Origin of the sequence: Pseudomonas sp. Irchel s3f7 (assembly GCF_900187615.1) — a bacterium.
GTDB lineage: Bacteria > Pseudomonadota > Gammaproteobacteria > Pseudomonadales > Pseudomonadaceae > Aquipseudomonas.
Genome location: NZ_FYDO01000013.1, coordinates 75,985 through 96,781 on the forward strand (window position 1 = coordinate 75,985; position 20,797 = coordinate 96,781).

General features: G+C 53.7%; 17 protein-coding genes, 1 tRNA gene and 2 pseudogenes. 5 read left to right on the plus strand and 15 right to left on the minus strand.

The genetic code is table 11. From position 1 onward, the window contains the following. Nucleotides 1-154: 154 nt before the first annotated feature. The gene (gene aguA, locus CKW19_RS13265) at nucleotides 155-1,261 is read left to right on the plus strand and encodes an agmatine deiminase (RefSeq protein WP_095058251.1); all 1,107 of its coding nucleotides are present in this window, start codon (nucleotides 155-157) and stop codon (nucleotides 1,259-1,261) included. 244 nt (nucleotides 1,262-1,505) lie between these two features. Continuing rightward, nucleotides 1,506-1,718: a hypothetical protein gene (locus CKW19_RS13270; RefSeq protein WP_095058252.1), complete on the plus strand. Its 213-nt coding sequence runs from the start codon at nucleotides 1,506-1,508 to the stop codon at nucleotides 1,716-1,718. Between the two features lie 176 nt (nucleotides 1,719-1,894). Here the strand turns inward: CKW19_RS13270 and CKW19_RS13275 are convergent, their stop codons facing one another. Beyond that, nucleotides 1,895-3,988: a TonB-dependent siderophore receptor gene (locus tag CKW19_RS13275; RefSeq protein ID WP_095058330.1), complete on the minus strand. Its 2,094-nt coding sequence runs from the start codon at nucleotides 3,986-3,988 to the stop codon at nucleotides 1,895-1,897. A gap of 142 nt (nucleotides 3,989-4,130) precedes the next feature. On the opposite strand from CKW19_RS13275, the pseudogene CKW19_RS13280 reads away from it, so the two are divergent. After that, nucleotides 4,131-4,268, plus strand: a pseudogene (locus CKW19_RS13280) (outer membrane porin, OprD family); the annotation flags it as partial. Nucleotides 4,269-4,497: 229 nt separating this feature from the next. On the opposite strand, the gene CKW19_RS13285 reads toward CKW19_RS13280, so the two are convergent. The 3 genes from CKW19_RS13285 to CKW19_RS13300 all read right to left on the minus strand — a co-directional run bounded on the left by CKW19_RS13285 (nucleotide 4,498) and on the right by CKW19_RS13300 (nucleotide 6,075). Then, nucleotides 4,498-4,779 carry a DUF3077 domain-containing protein gene (locus CKW19_RS13285; protein ID WP_095058253.1) on the minus strand — a complete coding sequence of 94 codons (282 nt, stop codon included), beginning with the start codon at nucleotides 4,777-4,779 and terminating at the stop codon, nucleotides 4,498-4,500. A gap of 456 nt (nucleotides 4,780-5,235) precedes the next feature. Beyond that, nucleotides 5,236-5,466, minus strand: coding sequence for a hypothetical protein (locus tag CKW19_RS13295; protein ID WP_095058254.1), 231 nt, complete (start codon nucleotides 5,464-5,466; stop codon nucleotides 5,236-5,238). Between the two features lie 21 nt (nucleotides 5,467-5,487). Further along, nucleotides 5,488-6,075, minus strand: a complete 588-nt coding sequence (locus CKW19_RS13300; protein ID WP_095058255.1) for a colicin E3/pyocin S6 family cytotoxin — start codon at nucleotides 6,073-6,075, stop codon at nucleotides 5,488-5,490. Here CKW19_RS13300 and CKW19_RS13305 point away from each other — a divergent pair. Both CKW19_RS13305 and CKW19_RS13310 read left to right on the plus strand, forming a co-directional pair. Continuing rightward, a pseudogene (locus CKW19_RS13305) lies at nucleotides 6,043-6,195 on the plus strand (transposase); the annotation flags it as partial. The gene CKW19_RS13300 and the pseudogene CKW19_RS13305 overlap by 33 nt on opposite strands. Before the next feature lie 693 nt (nucleotides 6,196-6,888). After that, nucleotides 6,889-7,479: a hypothetical protein gene (locus CKW19_RS13310; RefSeq protein WP_095058256.1), complete on the plus strand. Its 591-nt coding sequence runs from the start codon at nucleotides 6,889-6,891 to the stop codon at nucleotides 7,477-7,479. 367 nt (nucleotides 7,480-7,846) lie between these two features. On the opposite strand, the gene CKW19_RS13315 is transcribed toward CKW19_RS13310, so the two are convergent. From CKW19_RS13315 to CKW19_RS13380, 11 genes are all read right to left on the minus strand, one after another. Beyond that, nucleotides 7,847-9,541, minus strand: a complete 1,695-nt coding sequence (locus tag CKW19_RS13315; protein ID WP_095058257.1) for a DUF262 domain-containing protein — start codon at nucleotides 9,539-9,541, stop codon at nucleotides 7,847-7,849. Nucleotides 9,542-10,596: 1,055 nt separating this feature from the next. After that, a complete protein-coding gene (locus tag CKW19_RS13330) occupies nucleotides 10,597-12,429 on the minus strand; it encodes an AAA family ATPase (RefSeq protein WP_095058260.1) in 1,833 nt (610 codons plus the stop codon). A 251-nt stretch (nucleotides 12,430-12,680) separates the two neighbouring features. Next, nucleotides 12,681-12,956, minus strand: coding sequence for a hypothetical protein (locus CKW19_RS13335; protein WP_095058261.1), 276 nt, complete (start codon nucleotides 12,954-12,956; stop codon nucleotides 12,681-12,683). Then, nucleotides 12,953-13,933, minus strand: a complete 981-nt coding sequence (locus tag CKW19_RS13340) for an integrase domain-containing protein (RefSeq protein WP_095058262.1) — start codon at nucleotides 13,931-13,933, stop codon at nucleotides 12,953-12,955. Before CKW19_RS13340 ends, CKW19_RS13335 begins: the two co-directional genes overlap by 4 nt. 903 nt (nucleotides 13,934-14,836) lie before the next feature. Then, on the minus strand, nucleotides 14,837-16,165 hold the full coding sequence (locus tag CKW19_RS13350) for an integrase arm-type DNA-binding domain-containing protein (RefSeq protein ID WP_095058264.1): 1,329 nt from the start codon (nucleotides 16,163-16,165) through the stop codon (nucleotides 14,837-14,839). A 164-nt stretch (nucleotides 16,166-16,329) separates the two neighbouring features. Beyond that, a tRNA-Thr gene (locus CKW19_RS13355) sits at nucleotides 16,330-16,405 on the minus strand. A gap of 104 nt (nucleotides 16,406-16,509) precedes the next feature. Further along, on the minus strand, nucleotides 16,510-17,037 hold the full coding sequence (locus CKW19_RS13360; protein ID WP_095058265.1) for a serine acetyltransferase: 528 nt from the start codon (nucleotides 17,035-17,037) through the stop codon (nucleotides 16,510-16,512). Nucleotides 17,038-17,368: 331 nt separating this feature from the next. Then, nucleotides 17,369-18,598: a methyltransferase gene (locus tag CKW19_RS13365; RefSeq protein ID WP_095058266.1), complete on the minus strand. Its 1,230-nt coding sequence runs from the start codon at nucleotides 18,596-18,598 to the stop codon at nucleotides 17,369-17,371. Next, nucleotides 18,579-19,268, minus strand: coding sequence for an ABC transporter permease (locus CKW19_RS13370; protein WP_053153100.1), 690 nt, complete (start codon nucleotides 19,266-19,268; stop codon nucleotides 18,579-18,581). Before CKW19_RS13370 ends, CKW19_RS13365 begins: the two co-directional genes overlap by 20 nt. After that, on the minus strand, nucleotides 19,265-19,960 hold the full coding sequence (locus tag CKW19_RS13375; protein ID WP_053153103.1) for an ABC transporter permease: 696 nt from the start codon (nucleotides 19,958-19,960) through the stop codon (nucleotides 19,265-19,267). Before CKW19_RS13375 ends, CKW19_RS13370 begins: the two co-directional genes overlap by 4 nt. 77 nt (nucleotides 19,961-20,037) lie before the next feature. Then, nucleotides 20,038-20,787 (minus strand): ABC transporter substrate-binding protein, encoded by a 750-nt coding sequence (locus CKW19_RS13380; RefSeq protein WP_095058267.1) that lies wholly within the window; start codon nucleotides 20,785-20,787, stop codon nucleotides 20,038-20,040. Nucleotides 20,788-20,797 lie beyond the last annotated feature (10 nt).

Here is a 20,797-nt window from a genome sequence, read left to right on the forward strand (position 1 = left end):
GTTATCGGCTTTCAATACATGCTTTGAGACAATTCTGACGGGTAACGCTTTAAAAGCCGATATTTATCGGATATAAAGTCGCCATAGTCCACGGCGTGTCCCAATGCGCTTTCCATTTCTGTCAGGCATCAATGCCACTCTGGAGTCCTGAGCCATGACCACGTTGAACAGCTCCCCTCGCGCCGACGGTTTCTACATGCCAGCCGAATGGGCACCTCAAACCCAGGCCTGGATGATCTGGCCCGAGCGCCCGGATAACTGGCGTCTGGGTGGCAAACCGGCGCAGGCCGCCCACGTGGCAGTGGCCAAGGCCATCGCGCGTTTCGAACCTGTGACCGTGGGAGTTTCCGCTGGCCAGTACGAAAACGCTCGCGCACGTCTGGACGTGCCGAATATCCGTGTCGTGGAAATGTCCAGCGACGACGCCTGGGTTCGCGACTCCGGCCCGACGTTCGTCATCAACAACACGGGCGAAGTCCGTGGTGTGAACTGGGATTTCAATGCCTGGGGCGGTTTCGACGGCGGTCTGTATTCGCCGTGGAACCGTGACTCGCAGGTCGGCGGCAAGATCCTTGAAATCGAACGCAGCCAGCGCTATCGCACCGAAGGCTTCGTGCTCGAAGGCGGTTCGATTCACGTCGATGGCGAAGGCACGCTGATCACCACCGAAGAATGCTTGCTCAACCGCAATCGCAATCCACACATGAACCGTGCGGAAATCGAAGCGGTGCTGAGCGCAAATCTGGCTGTGGATAAAATCATCTGGTTGCCGGACGGCTTGTTCAACGACGAAACCGACGGCCATGTGGATAACTTCTGCTGCTACGTGCGTCCGGGTGAGGTGTTGCTGGCCTGGACCGACGATCCGCAAGATCCGAACTACCCGCGTTGCCAGGCCGCGATGAACGTGCTGCAAAGCAGCACCGACGCCAAGGGTCGCCCGTTCACGGTGCATAAAATGCCGATTCCGGGTCCGCTGTTTGCAACCGAGGAAGAATGTGCCGGTGTCGATCCCGTCGATGGTACTCAGGAACGCAATCCTACGGTTCGTCTGGCCGGTTCTTACGTGAACTTCCTGATCGTCAACGGCGGCATCATCGCCCCGAGCTTTGATGACCCGCAGGACGGTCCGGCGAAAGAGATTTTGCAGAACCTGTTCCCGCAACACGAAGTGGTGATGGTGCCGGGTCGTGAACTGTTACTGGGTGGCGGCAACATTCACTGCCTTACCCAGCAGCAACCCGCGCCGCACAAGGAGTGAGTGAGGTCGTAACAGCCTGAGTGGATTACCGGATCGCTCAAGCCAGCGATTTACCTCTCCTGGCCATGCCCAGAACCCGCAGTCCTTAAGGGCTGCGGGTTTTTTGTATCCACTTGGCCATACTTTGGAAACCTTGGCACAGCTCTTGTATCTGTGCTGTTGTAACTGGGGGAGGGGAGAGCTTCGATGTTCTGTCATAAACCTTGGATAAGTTAGCCGCTCACAACTGGGAGAGAGCGCTGAAATGAACGCCGAAGTTAATGCAGTGAACGAAAAGGCGTTGCACCCCCTGGCTGTAAACAGTGAATCGCTCCAGATGATGGCGCACTGGTTCAAGTCCAATGGAACGCGTCCGATCAGTGAAACTGATCCGCGCCGGACGATGATCGAGCGCTACCCCGTTGATCTGTTCAGCGAGGCGGAACTGGATGCGTTGTGGGATGTGATGGAAGGATAAGAAGCACAACAACGGATTGATAAAAGAAAAGCGCTGCCGGGATGGCAGCGTTTTTTTTTACCTGAATAGTCCCGTAGGAGCTGGCTTGCCAGCGAAGGCGTCGTGTCAACCGACTTCAACGTTATTGACCCAGCGCTTTCGCTGGCAAGCCAGCTCCTACAGGTTTTGTGTTGTGGTCAGAAGCTGTAGGTGCCCGTCACCACTACGCTGCGCGGTGCCCCCGGCTGGATCTGAAATGCACTGGTCGCCGACGAGTAGTACGTCTTGTCGCTGATGTTGTTCAGCGCTGCGCGCACATCCCAATCCTTGTGACGGAAGCCGGCCAAGGCATCCCAGCGACCGTAACCTGGTAGCACGGTGGTGTTGAGGTTGTCCGCATAACGGTCACCGACCAGGGTCAAACCGGTTTCGGCGTACCAGCCCATTTCCGGTTTCCAGGTCAGGAACAGGCTGCCGTTGTGTTTGGCCACATTGTTGATGCGCTTGCCTTCCAGGCCATTGTTGTCTTCCTCGATGGTCGCGTCCTGTAGACCCACGCCGCCGCGCACGTACCAGTTGCCGGTGATTTTACCGGCAGCGGTCAGCTCGATCCCGCGGGAGCGTTGCAGGCCGGAGAGCAGGGTAATGGTTGGATTGTTCGGGTCGCTGGTGCGGCGGTTGTAGAGTTCCAGTTCGTAGATCGCCAGCGTCGTGCTCAGGCGATCGTCGAGCCAGTCGCTCTTCACGCCGATTTCTTTCTGCTTGGTCAACTCGGGGCTCAAGTCATTGGCGTTGCCGGCTGCGCCCGGGGTGATACCGATCAGGCCGCCACCGACCGGCGAGAACGTCTTGGACCAGGAGGCGTAGAAGGAATGATTCTGCAGCGGCGTCCAGACCAATCCTACGCGCGGGCTGGTGCTGTGGCTGTCACGGTCTTCGGAAATGTTCCGCAGCTTGTTGGTCGACTCGATATCAAAGGTGTCGTAGCGCAGGCCGGCGAGCAATTGCCATTGATCGTTGAGGCGTAATTGATCCTGCACATACACGGCGCGGCTTTCGACTTCAGTGTGGGAGTTGCTCGACACCTGCATGCGCCCGGTATGAAGCAAGTCGCGGTTGGGGTTGTACAGGTCCAGCGGCGGTACCGGCGAACTCCCCGCGCCCGAGGTGGCCGCGTTGTACAACAGCGGATCGCGGCGCTGGCTGCCGATTTCGATGCCAGTAAGCAGGCGATGCTCCAGGCCGAAGGTGTCGAAGCCACCCTCCAGCTCAACGTTGTTGTAAACGTTGCGGGTCGACAAGTCCTGCTGCCAGTGCTGGCGCGTGACTTTGTTGGTGGCCGGGACGTAGCCGGTGACATAGGTGTTGTCGAAATCGCTATTGAGCTTGAACACGCCCAGGGTCTGACGCAGCTGCCAGTTATCGCTCAACTCATAGGTGAGTTTCGAGCGCAGGGATTGCGCCTTGTCGTCGATGAAATCGTTTTCGCTGCCGTAGGTCGTATCGCGTCCTACGTCTGCCGGGCGACCGTTGACACCGGGAATGCCGCGATCCGGCGTCCGGTTGTAGCGGCTGTACTCGTACTGCACCAACCAGTTGAGGTCGGGAGTCAGTTGCCAGCTCATCGATGGCGCGAACAATTGACGATTGCCGCTCACGCCATCGCGGAAACTGTTTTCGTCCATGTTGCCCATGTTCAGGCGCAGGCTGATGTTCTCGGAAGGGTCGGTGCTGAGGTCGGCGTACAGGCTGCGCAGATCTTCGCTGCCACCTTGGGCTTCGATCGTCGAGCGGCGACCGAACTCCGGTAGCTTGCTCACCCGGTTGACGATCCCGCCCTGGCTGCCACGGCCATACAACACGGCCGCCGGGCCTTTCAGAACGTCAATGCGTTCGATGTTGTGCAAGTCGCGCACGTATTGGCTGTCGTCGCGGATGCCATCGAGATAGAAGTCGTTGCTGGCGTCGAAACCACGGATGCGCAAGCTGTCAAATCGCGTATCGGCGCCGCTGCTGACGTTGGGGATGCCGCTGAGTGCAGTGCCCAAATCGTTGGTGCCGTAGTCCGAGACGTTCGAAGTCTTGATCGAATCGATCGCTTGAGGCACGTAGCGCACCGGCGTATTGGTGCGGGTCGCCGTATTGGTTTGCGTGACACGCGGGTCATCAGCTTCCGCTTCAGCGCTGACAGACGTGGCAGGCAAAATGGTCGTTGTTGCGTAGGAAAAACCGGCAGACAGAAAGGCAGAAAGCCCAAGGGTCATGGGCGTAAGACGAAAGGGGGCAGGCATTGCGAAGTGCATCCGAGAGGGTGGTCAATTCAAGGGCGCGAATGGTAATGCTTGTTATTTACTTTCGTTAATTGTTCTTGAGCGGTTGGGTGGATTGATTGTTGCTAAGTATGTCCTGATTGATACGTTCCGATTTTTAGACTGGTCCGACTTCAACGCCGAAGACGAACGCAGCTGGCAACTGGGCTACGGCCTGGACTTCACCACCTCCACCAGCGAAGGCGGCACCGAGCGCGAGATCTTCAACCAGTTCAAATACGTCGTCCAAAGCGGCCCGGCCACATCTGGCCTTGAAATACAAAACGCCCGATGCGGTGCATCGGGCGTTTTGAGACTGAACAGGTGTAAACCTATTTCAGGACTAGACAGTTGATTTGCTCATGTCGCCGAAACTCGATTTCGGTAACACGTCTTTCGAACGTGTCGTCCGCGGCGAAATGTTCGGAAGACGCGTCGCAAAAAGTGAAAAATTGCGACACGTCTTAGCACTTCAAATTGACGCGACGACGTTATTGATTGCGATTGTTCATCGGCGAGTCCAGCACCTTCACCACATCATCAATGATCGCCTTGCTCATATCCTGCAAAAAATGCGACGCCCAGGCATGCCGATCGGTATCGCGAACCATGGCCGCGTCTGTTGCGAGCAGCTTGGCAACGTGGAGTAGATCGGAAGCGTGGTAGAGAGCCTGGATAACCGGGACGCCAGCGTTGACGCGAAACAGCGGTTCGTTGGCGTGGAAGGAGAAGTGGGTGAGGCCGATGGTTTTCAGATCTTGGGGATTGGTCATTGGGCACCTCCGCTGGTTGGGAGGAATTGAGTATTTGCATGCCTTCGAAGAAAGGCCGGCATAGATACAAAGAACGTGAGAACACAGATTTTTGACGAATCAATTTTATACATGGTCTAGCTCCTATCGTTGAGGAACTGCCACGAACCGTCGCCAAACGATTATGGGTGGCAGCTGTGCGCAGGTTGGCGAACCGGGACAATAGGAACCCGGCAGACCCAAAGGTCTCCCGCGCACAGCTACCATAACGGGAAAATACGAGCGAAAAAAAACGCCAGCAATCGTTATGGTGGCGCCTGTGCGCCTATTGTTTGGGTCGGGTCGCCAAACCCGGTCGCTGATTTTGCAGCGATGTGGGCAGCCTAGCGTGGGGCAGGGCGATTCGCAACCTGGGATCTTGGCCAACAGGGCCGCTAAATGCTTACTGCTTGAATCCAGGCAGCCCGTTGGCTTCGTTCATACACTACAAGACAGCTGAAAAATATAGGCCGGACTACTGAATACCCTGCCCGTCATGTTTTCAAGGTGGCTTATCTGCTCCGGCGATAGGTCGTACTCATAGATTGCATCTTCTGGCTCACTCCAAGCCATTACCTCTGCCAACTTATCAATCTGATCGGCAGGGATCTCAATGCTGAAAGCTAATTGCTCGGTTTGCTTGTCGAACGCAAGAATCTCATGTTTCATTTTTTGGGTTCCAATCAAGATTTATTTAGGCGTGGTTCGACCTGGCTCGGCGTCTTTTGCTCGCTCTCCCGTCTCAGGGTTGAACTCTCCCAGATGCTTGCCCTGCTTGTCGTATAGCTCAACCCGGCCATTCTCATAATCCCACTCATAGATCCGGCCCTTACGATCTTTCCAGCGTTTACGTTTATGCCCGCCGCCTTTGACTGAACTCTTCGAGGGGCTGAGCACCGCATCAGGGAAAGCCGTCAAACCTCTGGGAGCCGGGTGATAGCTGTGGTCGCCGCCGATAGGTCGAGCGAACACCACGTACAGGGAGCTAAGGCCGGTGTCTGCCGGGAATACCAGAATACGGTCGTCGGTCTCAACATCCTCGCCAGCCGGATAACCCTCAATCCCGGAGTCTGTGTTTTCCGGTATGGGGTGAACCATGATGAGGGGATCGCTACTGCGTTGCTCAGGGTGGACCATGGGCGGAATGGCTAGCGGTCCTTTGGGCGTCCACAAAATGGTGATGCCGTTCAAATCCGCTTCCAACACGGTTTTGGTGGCATTCCATTTGACCTGCACCGTGCGTACGGAATCGTCGGCCGGGTTCGCTGGCCGATGCATACGGGCCAGTTGGAAGTCATCAACAATCGAATAAAAGTCATCAAACGGATGGCGTACGGTTACCGGGACAGCGAATTCTTTTTCATGAAGATCAAGAGCGTCTATCCCGGTAATCCGTGAAGAACCAAAAAAAAACGCACGATTTGAGCTTGCTGACTGGGTCAACCTAGGCTTGGCGGGTGTGTTGGGGTGCACTGTAGGTAGGTGTAAGAGCCCGTCAATGTTGCGCTGATGTGAAACGGTAGGCGCGCGGGCAGAGTTTGGTCTGTCGATGGAGATAAGGCTTTGTTGGTCTTATCGCAGCAATGTGGAAGCTTCTAGGGATTTCTGGAATGCCAGAAACAACAAAGCCCTCGTATTTCTACGAGGGCTTTGTTTTGTATGGTGCCGGCACCAGACGAACGGTATGTTTCGGGGGGACTAGGTTTTCTGGGCGTCTGGATTTCGGTGGAAAATTCGGCGTACCCCAACTGGTAACTATAAATAAATCAGCTAGTTATGGCTTTCAGTGGAATCGAACCCGGAATTTATAAGAGTCGGCGCGTTGCTGAACAACTCGTAATTCATCTGCAAATGGGTCGGTAAAGCTCCTGAGTTCGAACGTTTCCGACTATAGAGTTCTTAATGAGCGATACCAAATTCATGATAACCGGAGAGCCCGGGTTATTGGGCGTGGGCGCGCACAGCGCTGGTGAGTACTGAGTGGTTAAGATCCTATTAAAAATAGCTGTAAGTCGTGCGATTATGTATCGGGCTACCTGCTCCAACCATTCCAAGAAAGCAGATCGCTAAACAGGGAGGTTTCAAAAAAACATGGGCTATTTAGAACTAGAAACTGAAAATTCAAGACTTCATGCAGAAAATGAGGTTCTGCGTGCAGAGATTCATATCCTGAAGGGGAGACTCACCCTTTTAGATACGCATCAATCTTTGGCGAAAGGCATGCGTGGCGAGACTTTAGTCGCAAATTGGATAACCGGTTCCATAACCATTCACAACGCGGCTCACGATGTCGAAACGGCGGCAGGTCTTATCAGGTTAGAAATAAAATACTCAGGGCTAAATGTCGCGGATCGAAATAGAAAGTTAGGGGGGCTGGGAACCCAGCGTTGGGCCTGGTCGAAGCCATTTGGGGAGTCGAGCAAAAAAAAGTATGATCGGTTGATCCTGGTGGGTGATAAAGATCCACGCTATATAGATCAGTATCAAGGGATAGACTGCCCATACGTCTTATTCGATGTCCCTTTCAATGAGATTTTACCCTTAACAATCCAGACAAACAGAGGCCATTATCGCTCGATACAGCTGACTACCAATCCGAAAAAGGCTAAATCGGCAGCTAGTGCGCTTTTTTCAAAGTATCAGGTTTCTCTCGACGAGCTTACCAAGCTTTATGGGCTGTAGCTTGATCAGGCGAACGCCGGATAGGCGGCAGCCCTGGCAGACGACAGCGTACAGTCCGGCGCATCAGCCGCCCCGTCTAGACCAACCAACCCGTCTTGCTCCGGATTTTTTTGGCATCCAAGGCATTTGGTAGATTGAAGTGGAGCCTGAAGTAAGGCAGCAGACGAACGGTTTGCTTCAGGGAGCCCAGATTTTCTGGGCGTCTGGGTTGCGGTGGAAGATTCGGCGTACCCCAGCTAGTAACTATAAATAAATCAGCTAGTTATGGCGCTTAGTGGAATCGAACTGGGGCTTCACTGGCGAGTACCAAATATTCAAATTCAGCCTGACCTAGAGCCTACTAGCGCGTCCTAGGGTGAGCACCGCCTCATAGCTCAGTCATCAACGCTTCAATTATTTTGTCGTGTCTTAGCTGAATCGCGTCCTTCCCCCAAATCTGCATGTTGGTGACGAACGTGGCTATTTCTCGCTGCTGTGCGTTGTGTGTGTAGGTAGCCAGCTTTCTGGCAAATACGATATTGCCCACGGCACAGTTATGGGATTTGGAAAGCAGTAGGTAATTGCCGAGGCAGTTCAGATATTCAGAGGTGAACGTTTCATCGTATTCATCGTATCCGTGGGGCATGCCTGTGGGTTCACTCCTAGGTGCAATGTGCTCGAGTTCTGGGCTCTGGATGGTGTCAAAACGCTTTGGCATGTAGCCCCGCTGGCCGTGACGCTCTAGGTGAATCTCATATTTCCAGAGCAGGTGCTTGGCTGTTGCATGGTTGATTTCCCCCTGCAGCGCCTCTTCCAATTTCTCGGTATTCCAATAGGCCCACCAGGATTGATCCGTGTTTTTCAACCAATCGATGTGCTCAAGTATCGGGGTGATACTACTGTCTTTAGTGGTGAAGGCTTCATAAACTCCGTTGATTCGAGCGGTAATGTCGGCACGCGTACCAATCAGTCGATGGCGCACGATCAAACCTTCAAAAGCGCTGCACAGTGCACCAATGTCAGTGATCGGCAAAGCGTAGCGATAGGCCTTGATGATAAACGGCAGAGTGATCGCAATCCCACTGAGCGTCACCAACGAATGGATCTGGAAATGTTCCTTCTCGTGCTTGCCAAAAAAATCGGACAGGTGGAGGAAACTAGCAGACAACGATCGGGTGAAAGACTGAATGAACTCGATGGGTTCCTTGCCAGCGAGCATTTTCCCTATTTTTTCCAGAGTATTGCTTTCCCATAGAGAATTGAAATCAACACGAAGGGTGTATAGCAATACATCATCCTCGTTGATTCGGTATTCAATGGAGGAGATGGATTTGTAGATGTTCTCGAACCGCCCTTTGATTTCAGCGATTACCTGCGCCTTATGATCGTCGTCATGACCATGCAAGTGCACGGTATACATAAACTGCGCCTTGACGACTTCAAGGTTCGAGGGGCGCTTGCCGCGGTTGTTCTGAAAGATGAACATCTGAATCGCTTCTGACTCATCTCGCACCGGGTGCGTGGTGCAAACCGATTGGCAGACGATTGCTAACATTTCGGTCAAATAATCTTCCGATTTATCTCGAAGTTGCGCCTTGAAGTAGTCGAATGCCCGAACGATTCGCTGGGCGGATGCGGTTTCAAGGCCATTGTGATCGGTTTTGGATTGGTCAATTACGTAGTCGATGAACAATTGATTGTCATAGTCGACGGTACTGAAGCGAATTTCGCTACGCCGCCTTATTAAGTCTTCGAAGCAAATGTGCTCGGGGTCGGTCAGCTCACGAAGGGATTTGAGCCGGGCGAACAGCGCTGCCAGAAACAAGGTAAGGGTGGTCAGACGCTGCTGGCCGTCGATAACCCGAAAGAAGTGTCCGGCTTCCTCAAATAGAAAATGCCCGAAGTAGTAAGGGCTTCGGGTATTGCTGGCTCGGTATTCTTCCAGATCTGAAAGGAAGACGTCGGTCTGGGTGCTGCGGCTACTGGTATCGGTGGGTGTCTCCCAGGAATAGGCGCGCTGGTAGGCGGGAACCACGATACGGTTGTTGGCCATCATTTTTTGGATGGTTGTTGAGGATTCCACGGGGTAATGTCCTTATCGGTTGCCAAAGATGATGGCCATCGGCCGTATAATCCCTGAATCCCTACTTTTCCACACCGTTTTTTGGCTGTGTGACGAGCCAAGTTCTAAGAAAGGGGAATACCCATCTTTTTGTTCGTGGAGGAAGATTTACACTCCCTCAAATTGAGGAAGTCTCCGCCAACCTTTGGTGGAGGGGATAGCGTTTCACGACCCCCGTAAGCGCTACCTGAACTTCCGGGCAAACCTTCCTTTTACCACCCTGGTCAGATAGCTATTGAGCCCATGGCCAGATCGGGCAAGCCGCTGCAGCTCGAAAACCACGGCTGCGCCAGGATGTGTGCCATCGTAGAGATATTTCCATCCATCGCTGAACGCGACGACTATTGATCCTGGTCCAATCTCGTACCCAAAGACGCCTGAATCACCCCCTCTGTTTCCGTACCGTTCCATGCTTTCAATCCTTCTGCGAATGGCTGATGTTCACCTACGTGGACACTGGCGATAGTGGCATAAAGGTTTAGTGGAAGGCACGACAAGTTGGCGAGGTAGATACGCGGCCTTGTGATGATGTTTGTGGTGGGAATGTTTGCGGCGAAAAAATGGGGACAGACCACGTTTTTCCTGAGCAGGCATTGGCTCAGGAAAGGGGCAGATTTATATTCGACCTCTCAGAAAGGCCCTTGGGGGAGCCGCACGGCAAGCTCAATCAAGGCGAAGCCTCTGGGGCACAAGCGCAATCACATCAAACCCCAGAAACAACAAAGGCCTGCATTTCTGCGAGCCTTCGTTTTGTATGGTGCGCACCAGGAGTCGAACCTATGATTAAGTAATTATTTTTGATGGGTTTTTATAGTAAGAAATGATGGGCTACCCCTAAAACCACCTTCTTGATCGATGAAAGTTTCCCATCTTAAAAGGAAGGATAGTGAAGTAAGCGTCAATCGGCGTATCTTGGATGTTGATAAGGACTGCTTTGGTCGATTTGAGGGTTTTTAACCGAAAACTGTCGACTCAAAGAAATCCTTTGGAATTTAGTGAGATAAACAGTCCTGTTCCTAGGTTTTACACATTTCAATAATTTCTTCAATTATCGTTTTCAGATCATCGCAAACTTCATCTCGTTCAATTTGACTGATGTACTCTTCTTTGTCGAATTTAACTTTGAAGTATTGGTTTATCCCATTAAGTACTGGTTTGACGTCTTTAATGAACAGGCCTTCAGTATTACTTTCGCGTTCTGAATTTGTGTAGTTGCTGGGAACAAATAGGCCATGAGACTTTAAAAGGTACTCATTTACAGTGTCGGTATCTTTCGCGACAAGGCTGTCCTTGCAATTTTTAGTTATGTATCTAGAAATCGCCGTAGGAATTACTAAATAGTTTTCAATCTCTCTACGTCTTAATGTTCTGTATCTCAATATTATGTGTTGGCCGGAATCATCTTTTTGGTCGTTTTTACCATTCCAATGAAGTTGCATGTTTGTAGTGTTGTAATTATCGTCATCTAAATCTCTTAGGCTATAAGCAGTGATAGGTAGCCCTGTGTCTTGCATTATTTTTTGGTTGAGCTCAATTATTAGTGTTTTTCTCTCTGGATGTTTTTTGTTTGTAATCCATTCCGTCAGATTGTTAGGCCAAATCAATCCAAGTTTTGCGCAGATTTTTTTAAGAGCCCTAGTGTCACTAGCATTTTCGACCAAGATGACTTTTTTATGTTCGATTATTGAATCCAACAACGGGAAGTATTTGCTTCCTAAACCTTCTAAAACAAGAACCTTCTGTTCTTTTTTCTTTAAATACACTGCTTTGGAGTTTTCGACGTGTAGGATTTTTTCATGATTGATCAGTTTTATTAGCTCCGGGCTATGACTAACCATGAGTATTTGCTTGTTGTTGTTCTTGCAGATCTCTTCGAGTTTTTCTAAAAGTAAAGATTGCAGAGACGAATGTAAATGCGCATCAGGCTCATCGAGTAACAATACATTGTTGTTCTGGTCAAGAGCCAAGGCAAAGACACTCAGCCATTGAAGAAATCCGCTCCCCTCTATCATTAAGTCCCGCCTGCTGGACTTGTCGCGCTCTTTAAGTCCAGTATCAGGATTTTTTACTAAGTCGACAACGTCAATATTAATGAAGTTGTGGAAATTACTGTCAAAGGAGTGTGCATATAAGTTTACATGAAAAACTTCGGCAAGAATTTTCTTAAGTTGTCGCCATTCTGTGTCAACTTTATCTAGGATTTCCTTGTCAGAAGTTCCGAGTCTTTTTTTACCCGGGAATAACTTTGTTTTTTCTGATTCGATTTTGTCTTCATGTGCTGAGTGAAGGTCTAAAAGAAGATTTCGAATTACAGAGCCGGCCTGTCCCTTCCCTATAAGTTTTCTTCGATCCGCAATGGAGAGCCAACTTTCGCTCTCACTCATGCCTCCGAACGGTGGTAGATATGCAATGGTAGGAATCGTATCGTTTATTGATAGATTAGAATTGGATTTTTTTATAGCGAAATTATTGCCGTTAAGGGTGTAGGCCAGTTCAAGGAATAGATTTTTATTATCTGCCCCTTTCCATCCGACTTTAACCTTCAATGCATAAGAGCCATTCGCTCTTTGGTCTTTCCAAAGGTATTTTAGAGAAGGGATGCTAATTGGTGAAAAAGATTCCGGTGCAACTCCCAATCCATTTTTATTGGTGTCGTAATCCTCTAGTAAGGATTCCTTGCCGCGATAGTTAACAAGTAGAATTTTTGTGTATTCCCACACTGCAAGCGCATGCAGCAAACTTGTTTTTCCAGAGTTATTGACGCCCGAAATTAGGCTTAGTCCATTCTCGTTTACATCGATATTTATTTTTGAAAATCTTTTGAAGTTTTCAAGTTCTATTAGATTCATTTTTAACTGCCTGGGCTAATAACTCAATAAGCGACTATCTTATTTGGCGATTAGTTGTGTAGTGAGTATTATTAGGAAACGAAAGTGGATTTTATATTTAACGGGGCTGTAGGCGGCATTTTAACTGTCCATTATTTGCTGCCCGTTTCGGTTGCGGGGTTGGGCGGCCACTTTTAGGCGTAGGTCTGATATTGATGCTAGCAATATGCCATTTTGGCGTCCACTCCTTATAACGGATTGCTGGCCTTGGTCTAACGTTTAGGCCGCCAAGATTTTCCTAAACGAACGGAGATCAATTTTATGGTTAGCGCATAGTAATAGCGTGTCGATTCAGCGTGCTGGTTCACGTGGTGATTTAGAATCCATGCGAGATGCTTTTGCTGCCAAGTCCATGGATTGTTGCGTTGCCAGCGCTCAGCGATTGCGGCTTGGATGGCCATCGCTTGACGCAAGTGACGTTGACGGGTGGCGGGTGAGCCTGTCAGGACGCCTGCCAGGAACAATTCCATATCGAATCCCTTGCTCATGCTCGGCTACCGATGTAAGCCGAGACCACGTCGATACGACCGTGCCCCAGTTCGTAGCTGATTTTTACTCTGGCCTCGCGATCAAGGTGTCGGTCGATTTGGTAGCAACTGCCACCGTTGATAGGGGCGAGATGATGGGTGATTTGCTCATAGCGTTTGCACGCATAGGCTGCCCGCAATTCGTGGAAGCCTTTGAGGTTGTGCTTATGGAGGATCTCCCGTGCGGGGCGAATGATTCGCTGTTGGAAATCGAGGTAGCTTTCGGCCGGTGCAAGCAGGTTGCGGCTACCGTCGGGAGATACCTGTTCGGCGTACCTGAGCGCTTCGCGAATATGGTCATCCACCGTGATCCAACGAGGCGCGGTTGCGCCGCCGCGGCCACCTTTGGTGCCGTCCTGAATATTGATCTTGCCAAGTTGTTCGGCTTCACGCTTTAGACGCGGGAGGTCGGCCAAAATGGCTTCGCGTAGGCGCATGCCGGTGGCTCGTGCCAACTGCGCAATGGCGGCGGCGCGCGGGTACTGATTTTCGCTGAGGGCGTTTACGATTCGCTTAACCTGTTCGTGGTCTATGCTCTGCGGCACCGAACGACGAACACTGGTGCGCTGCATTCCCAGCGCCTTGCTCGGACTCCAGACCTTCACATACTGATCACCGCGAAGCGCGGCCATGGTCCGATTCACACTGGACAACCGGTTTTGCGCAGTGGCTATGGCCAGCTCACCCTGTTCAACTTGTTGGCGCAGATGCCCGGCGTAGTCCAGCAAGGTCTGCCGATCAATCTGCCGTGCGTCATTAAATCCCGGGCCATCCTCCGACCGACACCAGCGCACGAACGCCAGCCAACGATCACTGTGTGCTTTGACCGTCCCGTAATGCCCGCCGCCAAACAGATCACGTAGCGCCTGTGGCCCGGCATAACTCAGTTGCCGGCCATAGCCAAAATTGCGCCCGTCCCGTCTACCTACCAATGCCATGATCAAACTCCTCTCGAAGCCAAACCTTTAAAACCTTCCCCACGTCATCCCGCCAAGAATGTTGAGTGTTATCAGGGATCAAGGCCCCTGCGACCTGTGAGGGTTGTCCACTAACGCGGGACTGGCGGCTCTTTACGACCGGGAGCTTGGGCATCTCATGATCTGGCCTCCTGAACACTTCCGCAGAAGTGGGCGGGTGGAGGCTGCACTGGCTGACGAGACCGGCGCCGCGAGATCCTGAGTCAGGTGAAGGCAGTGATGCGATGACCGAGGCATGCCTGACTGTCAGTCAGGTGCAGTCCATTCCTTGGGCTGCGGCACCATCATCTGCATCGCTGTTGCTGGTGACTTCGGTGTTTGTCACGTCGATTGTCACGAGAGGGAATGCCGCAAAGCCTTGTACGAGTTGGGCTGCAGCAGCGGTAGGAGCGCCCGTCTCTTTCCGGGAGAAAGAGACGGGCGCAGGTTGGCGCAGTGAAATGGCCAAGCGGATAGGTTGCTGCAGGGCAGCTGGGTAGGGTGTGTATTTGCCGCAATGGCAATGATCTGAAGTTGGCATCCATCACTCGGTGAGTGACCGTGCGAGCCGCCGGACGCTAATCGCACTTTGGGAGAACCACCACGGTGTGGCGTAGCCTCAAAGGTTCTGGCTACCTGGGTTGCTGTCAACGACAGCGCTTTGCCCGATCTTTTCTACGCCTGTGGATAATTTGGGTCAAGGCTCGATTTTTCGGGAATTCTGCGGTTGTGGATGAAATTATCCACCGGTGGAAATCCGTGGTTTTCCACAGACAGTTGCGTGGGCTTTAGATTTTTTAAGTGAGGTCCATCCAAGCAGGGCGGCTTTGCAGCCCCGCTTGGATGGACCCGCGTGGAAGGGCGGACTGCGGTGATCTCATTGGCTTACCCACGTTTGGATGCGCCACGGCTATTTTGTAGGGCTGTAATGTTGTCGCCGACCGGGTTAGCGAATTCGTGAGGCGTTACATGCCCGCTGCGGTTGGCATCAATGTAGTTGCTCCACCACGCCATGATTAGCCGGCGCTGCTCCAGAAATTCAGCTTTGTGGATATACGCGGCGCGCACGCGGTTGCGTTCCTTGTGACTCATTTGTCTTTCGATGGCTGCGTCGGTCCATAACCCGGACTCAAGCAGGGCGCTACAGGCCATGGTCCTGAAGCCGTGGCCGCACACGTCCTTGCTGGTGTCATAGCCGACGTTGCGGAGCATAGTGTTCACCGTGTTCTCGGACATGGGCTTCCAGTACTTGTGGTCGCCCGGTAGCACTAACTCTGAAAAACGACTGAGGCTGCGCAAGCGCTCCAGTATTTCGATGACCTGCGGCGATAGCGGCACCATTTGAATGTCGCCGTTCATCTTGGTCCCGCGCGTGGAGTTGCGTACCCCTTCAATCGGTGCGCGTGTATCGGGGATTTCCCACATGGCGCGTTGGAGGTCGAACTCACTCCATCGCGCGAAGCGCAGTTCGCTGGAGCGGACGAATACATGCAGCGTGAGTAGGACGGCAAGGCGTGTCAGCTCGCGGCCGTTGTAGTTGTCGATACGGTGTAGCAGTTCGGGTAGGCGGTTGAGGGATAGGGCCGGGCGATGGACTGTGCGTGGCGCGTGAATTGAACCTGCCAGATCCAGTGCAGGATTCATGGTGATCTGCCGAGCCCTTTTGGCCCCGCGCATGATGGTGGATAAGTAGTTCTGTACCCTTAACGCCACATCCATGGTGCCGCGTTCCTTGATGCGCTGGGTGATTTCTAGCAGGTCGTGGGTATCCAATTCAGCTATGGGGCGTTGGCCGATCAGCGGGAAGACGTGGGTGCGCAGTCGGCTCATTACGGTTTTTGCGTGGCCTTCGGTCCAGCGGCGGGACATATCAGCGTGCCATTCCAGGGCAACGGTTTCGAAAAGCAGGGCCGCTCGCTGGGCTACGATCTTGGCCTTCTGCTTTTCTTCCATTGGGTCGAGGTTGTCGAGCAGCAACGCCTTGGCTTCGTCTCGTTTACGTCGTGCGACGGAAAGGGTAACGATGGGGTAATTGCCGATGATGAGCGTGCCTTCCTTGCCGCTGGGCTTGGTGTACTTCAAGCGCCAGGTCTTCACGCCATTGGGTTTGACGAAAAGGTACATGCCGCCGCCGTCGAACAGTTTGTAGGCGCGCTCGCGGGTTTTGGCCGTGCGGCATTGCAGGTCGCTGAGAGGGATCGCTAGACGTGGCATAGGGGTACGCGCTCCTGACCGGAAAATCGCAGTACCCCTAACATACCCTCGGGGAAGGGGGATTTTGTTGGATCCCGACAGAGGGTCCTGGAACGAAAAAACCCGCCAAAAGGCGGGTTTTCGGGGCTTCCAAGGCATTCGGTGGAATGCGATGGAACCTAATGTGGTGCCGGCACCAGGAATCGAACCCGGGACCTACTGATTACAAGTCAGTTGCTCTACCATCTGAGCTATACCGGCGTGTCAGGGCGACGATTATAGCGATTGGGCAGGTTCTGTAAACCCCTGAATTCTGACTATTTTTGCGCGAGCCTCAATTGCGGAATTCTGGCGCTCGCGGGTCGTCATCGAGCGTTGTAAAACGTCGTTCCCGGCGGGATGTCTTTGTTGACGAATGACATGGCTCCGATTGTGACGTTGTCCCCGATGGTCAGGGCGTCGGCGATGATGCAGCTGTTGGCGCCGACGCTGACATTGTCTCCAATCACCAGTTCATAACTGTCCAGGCCCAAGGTCTTGATACCGATGGTGGTGTTTTGACGAATGAAAAAATTGCGACCGATTTTGACGTTGCCTGTAATCACCACGCCAGGCAGGTGAGCGATGCGAAAGCCTGGACCTATCTGGGTGTCGATACTGATGTCGACGCCGTACTTGAGGTTGAGTTTTCTCTCCAGCCGTTTGGCGTAACGGCGTGCAAAACTGTTTCCGGAATAGAAGTACTGGGCCAGCCGGAACATGAACAAGTAGCGCAGGGTATTGTTCTTGCGAGTCCGCTTAAGGATGTTGCTGATAAGGCCTGTGCGGCTGCCACGTTTTTTCTTGTTGGAAACTTCCGACTGCCAGTGTTCTATCAAGGTGTCGAGATCCAAAACGTTGCCCCTGCTGATTCGTTTACCAATGAAGCCGCCGATACCGGCTGCTTATTTTTTAAGGCGTGAAAGCTTGCGCATATTCTACCCATATCGCCTTGATTTTGGCGGTTATGTCCTTTTGATCGAATGCTTATGCACAACGGAATTTCAGATGCACGCGATTAAGTGAGGATTTGTGGATTCGTTCTCGTCTGTACGCAAATCCCTGTTTTTCAGGTTCTTTATTCGACTGTACGAAACTGAGCACTTTTGTTTTACCTCTGAAACAGCGGTGAATATTGGATCCACGATAATTTTATCAACAGAGTTATCCACAGGCTGAGAGCATTTAAGCGCGTTCGGCCAGAAGCAGGAAATTACGCGGGGTGAGCGGGGTTTCGCAGAAGGTGCCGAGGCGAACGGTGTAGCCCTGCTCGGCGAGGAAAAGTGCTCGATCAAGGACCAGCCAAAGCTCCAGCGGACGTCGGAAAAGTCCGCGCAGCAGTTCCAGGTTGCGCACTTGCGCCAGTCGTTGCCAGCCAGCGGCTTCGAGTGCAGTCCAATCCTGAGGGCCAATTGTGGATAACTCTTTGAGTGCGGCCAGGTGATGGCAGTATTCGGCGAAGGGTTTATCCAGCCAGGCAGTCGCTAGCGAGGGAGTTGGAAGGTACTCGTCGATACCGCGCAGTTGCCGTTGCAGCAGGTCGAAGCCCAGTCGCCGGGCCATGGAGGTGTCGCGCTGGCGTCTGACACGGGCACCCGCGGTGACCGTTTCACTCATTGGCAGTGCGAGATCATCCAGCGACAGCTGTAGGGCGGAGCCTTTGGCGCCGTAAGACAGCGGTGTGTATTCAGGCCGGCTGATCCGGTTGTAGCAGCACGGGGCGATGGCGAGTTGTTTGCAGCCTGCGGCGCTGGCTAGTTGGATTAGGCGCACGTGCAAGTCACCGCAGGCGTGCAGGGCGACGGGCGTGTGTTCGGCCTGTAAAAGCGAATCCGCGTCGGAGGCGAGTACATCTTGTTCGACGTGCAGCGCATGCAGGTGATGGCGCTGACTCAGCGCCTGACCGCTGGCGACCAGTGCCGGGTCGTACTCCAGGCATGTCAGTTGCTGGCCGGGTTGCAGCAGGCGTCGACCCAAATGCCCTTTGCCCGAGCACCAGTCCAGCCAATGCCTCGGCGTATCCGAAAATTGCAGCCGACTGGCAAACGCTTCGATCTGCAGCCATTTACGTCCCGGTACGTCGACGTTCAACCGATGGCCTGCGGCTTCGAGGGCATGGGCAGGCAATTCGTCCACAGCACTCAACGCAACGGACATCGCTGCCAGCGAAGCGAAAGGTTCAGGGGCGTGCAGAAGATCGGGATGGTTGTGGGCGCTTTCCGCTTCGTCCAGCGAACGGCCGCGAAGCCAAGCGGCCAATTCGGGGTAGGACGCTTCCCAGGGAAGCTGCAGATGAGTGAACGGTCGAGGCTTCCACAGCGCCTCATGCGCGGTGAGAAAAGTATCCAGCGCAGTGAAACGGGCGAGTAGGTCCTCGCCCGTCAACACGTGGGAATCAACGCCCTTGGCAGGCATCGACGCGCAACCAGCGCTCCAGCAGCTTGAAGCCGCGTACCAGCACGTAAGCCATCACCAGGTAGAACATGCCCGCGGCGAAGAAAATCTCCACCGGCAGGTAGGTCCGGGCAATGATCGTGCGGGCCATGCCGGTCAGTTCCAGCAGGGTCACGGTACTGGCCAGGGCGCTGGCCTTGAGCATCAGGATCACTTCGTTGCTGTAGGCCGGCAGGCCGATGCGCGCGGCACGCGGCAGGATGATGTAGAACAGCGCCTTGGGTTTGGACATGCCCAACGCGCGGGCCGCTTCGATCTCGCCCGGTGGAATCGCCTGAATCGCGCCGCGCAGGATCTCGGCGATGTAGGCCGCGGTGTGCAAGGTCATGGTCGCTGTGGCGCACCAGAACGGATCGCGCAGGTACGGCCACATCGAGCTGTTACGGACCGCGTCGAACTGCGCCAGGCCGTAGTAGACCAGGAACAGCTGAACCAGCAACGGCGTGCCCCGGAAAAAGAAGATGTAGCCGTAGGGAAATGCGCGCACCCACCACAAGCGTGACGAGCGGGCGATGCCCAGCGGAATCGCCAGCAGCAAGCCGGCGATCACGGCGATGGCCACCAGTTCCAGAGTCAGGGTTGCGCCCTGAGCCAGTTTCGGCAGCCACTTGATGATGACTTCCCAGTTCATTGGGTGCTCCTCGCGAAGCCGCGAGCGGCACGTTTTTCCAGGAAGTGCATGCCGGTCATGGCGAGAACCGTCAGGCCCAGGTACATGAACGCGGCCACCATATAGAAGGTGAACGGTTGCTTGGAGACGGTCACACCGATTTGGGCGTGGCGCATGATTTCTTCCAGGCCGATCACCGACACCAGCGCGGTGTCCTTCATCAGGATCATGAACAGGTTGCCCAGGCCGGGCAGGGCGATGCGCCACATCTGCGGCATGATCAACTTGGTGAAGATGCGAAATTTCGACAGGCCCAGGGCTACGCCGGCTTCACGGTGACCTTTGGGAATGGCGAGGATCGCACCGCGAAACACTTCCGTGGCGTAGGCGCCGAAGCACAGGCCCAGCGCAATCACACCGGCGGCGAAGGCGTTGAGTTCAAGGTCGGGGTTGCCGAAGAACTCGCCCAAGGCACGCATCAGGTTGACCGTGCCGAAGTAGATCAACAGCACCCAGAGCAATTCCGGGATACCGCGAACCAAGGTCGAATAAGTGCCGCCAAGCCATTGCAGCGGCTTGTACGGGGAAGTCTTGGCCAAGGCGCCGAGCAGACCGAGCACCAGCCCCAGGCACAGGGCCGAGAGTGCCAGTTTCACAGTCATCAGCGCGCCAGCGGCGAGCGCCGGGCCGAATCCGTAGAGGTCGATAATCATGGATTTCTTTTCAAATCGCGGCGGGCGATGCCGAGAACCGGCGCCGTCAAAGGACGGCGCCGATCAGGCAGTCAGGATCAATAGATGCTGAACGGGAAGTACTTGTCGTTGATCTTCTTGTAGGTGCCGTCAGCGACGATTTCTTTCAGCGCGGAGTTCAGCTTCGCGCGGATCGGATCGCCTTTTCGTACAGCGATACCGATCTTGTCGCTTTCTTCCACCGGGTCGCCCTTGAATTCGTAGGAACGGCCCGCGTCGCTTTTCAGCCACTCGTAGTTGACGTATTTGTCCGCCAGGATGCCGTCCAGACGACCGGAAGTCAGGTCGAGGTAGGCGTTTTCCTGGGTGTCGTACAGCTTGATGGTGATGTCGTCACCATAGTTGTCTTCCAGGAAGGTACCGGCCAGGGTCGCGCGCTGGGCGCCGATGATCTTGCCTTTGAGCGCTGCCTTGTCGGTTTTGAAGTCGACGTTTTTCGGCGCGATGAATTGCAGTTTGTTGGAGTAGTACGGGTCGGTGAAGTCCACCGCTTGCTTGCGCTCGTCGGTGATCGACATCGAGGAGATCAGGAAGTCGAACTTCTTGGCGTTCAGGGCCGGGATGATGCCGTCCCAGTCGGAGGTGACGACGGTGCACTCGACTTTCATCTTGGCGCACAGGGCGTCGCCGATTTCCTTGTCGAAGCCGACGACGTTGCCGCTGGCATCTTTGTTGTTGAACGGCGGGTAGGCCGCTTCGATGCCCATCTTCAGCGTTTCAGCCATGGCACTGGCGCTGAAGGCCAGGGTGACGGCGGCAGCCAGGAAGACCTTTTTGTAGTTCTGCATGTGGGTAGCT